Genomic DNA, 1670 nt, shown 5'->3' with positions numbered 1-1670 from the left:
GCGAACATCAGCTCCTGCTTGCGCATGACGCTGGCGTTCTCCACCTCGAGCGATTCGGCATAAGCGATCAGCTCTGGCGGCTTCTTGTTCTTAAACTCTGCGAGTTTCATTTCTTGCATTAGATAGACTCTGGGTAGGCTTTGGGGAGAAAAATCGGCTGGATGCGACAAATGCCGGGCGCGGCCGAAAGCGATAAAAGGGGCGGCGCATGACGGGAAGGAAGACCCGTGTTTTATAGTTGGTCGTCCAAAAGAGCAAGCCGCCTTTTGCGGGTCTCCTGGCGGAATCGGAGAAGCTTCAGAACGGCTTCACGATGACCAGTATGACGATGACGATCATCAACAATGTGGGGATCTCGTTGACGATCCGCCAGTGCCTCGCTGGCTTTTCGTTGCGGTCCTCGGCAAATTTCCTGACCGCGCCGGCGAGATAGCCGTGCACGCCTGAAAGCAGAAGCACGGCCAGGATCTTGGCGTGCAGCCATCCGCCCTGGAACCCGAACCCTTTCCAGGCCAGCCAGAGACCGAACACCCAGGTCGCGATCATCGCCGGATTGATGATGCCGCGCAACAACCGGCGCTCCATAACCTTGAAGGTTTCGGACTGGACGGAACCCTTGTCGGCATCGACATGGTAGACGAAGAGCCGCGGCAGATAGAGCATGCCGGCCATCCAGGAGATGACGGCAATCACATGGATCGCCTTCGCCCACGGATAGAAGCTGTCCGGCGCCACGAAGAAGAGCAGCGCCGTCAACACGACGAGTACCGCAATACCGATGGCCATCCGCTTCATCGCCTGGCCGGTGCTGTTTGCGTTGCCCGTTTCGCTCATCGATGGCTCCTCACCTGTTTCACCATGGCCTCGACATGCGCCACCGGCGTCTCCGGCGTGATGCCATGGCCGAGATTGAAGATCAGTGGACCATCGCCGAGCGACCGGAGGATTGCATCGACGCCTTCGGTAAGCGCCTTGCCACCGGCAACCAGCCGCAGCGGGTCGAGGTTGCCCTGCACCGCGCCTTCGGCCTGCAGCTCCTCTGCCATCGACAATGGCACGGTCCAGTCGAGGCCGAGACCGGTGATTCCGGTCTTCCTCCTGTAGTCGCGGTATCGCTCGCCAGCGCCCTTCGGGAATCCGATCACCGGAACGCCCGGATGCGCCGCCTTCACCTGCCGCACGATTTCGGCGACTGGCTTTACGCAAAAAGCCTCGAAGGAAGGCTCGTCGAGCACGCCCGACCAGGAATCGAAGATCTGCACCACGTCCGCTCCGGCCTCGATCTGGCGGATGAGATAGGCGGCTGAATGATCGGCCAGTGTCTTCAAGAGCCGCGCAAAGGCCTCTGGCTCGCGATAGGCGAAAAGCCGCGCCGGCCCCTGGTCCGGCGTGCCATGCCCGGCGATCATGTAGGTTGCCACCGTCCAGGGCGCCCCGCAGAAGCCGATCAGCGTCGTTTCATTGGGCAGCTTGGCACGCAGACGCCGCACCGTTTCGTAGACCGGTTCGAGATTCACGTGAAACATCTCGCTGTCCAGCGCCGCAATCCCGGCCGCCGAGATCGGTTCCAGGATCGGCCCGCGACCCTCTTCGAAACGGACATCCCTCCCGAGCGCATTGGGCACGACGAGGATGTCGGAGAACAGGATCGAGGCATCGAAGCCGAAGCG

3 protein-coding genes are annotated in these 1670 nt (G+C 61.3%); all 3 read right to left on the bottom strand.

What is annotated here, in order from left to right:
* Window positions 1–119: Rho termination factor N-terminal domain-containing protein (locus Q0L57_RS14600; RefSeq protein WP_296743726.1), on the bottom strand; the 119-nt coding region annotated here is incomplete at its 3' end.
* A gap of 178 nt (window positions 120–297) precedes the next feature.
* Window positions 298–834 carry a protoporphyrinogen oxidase HemJ gene (hemJ, locus tag Q0L57_RS14595; RefSeq protein WP_296743725.1) on the bottom strand — a complete coding sequence of 179 codons (537 nt, stop codon included), beginning with the start codon at window positions 832–834 and terminating at the stop codon, window positions 298–300.
* A partial coding sequence (gene hemE / locus Q0L57_RS14590; protein ID WP_296743723.1) for a uroporphyrinogen decarboxylase occupies window positions 831–1670 on the bottom strand: 840 nt, incomplete at its 5' end. The genes hemJ and hemE, both read right to left, overlap by 4 nt.

Origin of the sequence: Mesorhizobium sp. (genome assembly GCF_024509055.1) — a bacterium.
In the GTDB taxonomy this organism is placed as follows: Bacteria; Pseudomonadota; Alphaproteobacteria; order Rhizobiales; family Rhizobiaceae; genus Mesorhizobium.
This window is presented reverse-complemented; position numbering and strand designations above follow the sequence as displayed.

Bases quoted from the DNA above. Each gene is read 5' to 3' on its own strand.
- hemJ (WP_296743725.1), bottom strand. From the start codon at position 834: ATGAGCGAAACGGGCAACGCAAACAGCACCGGCCAGGCGATGAAGCGG.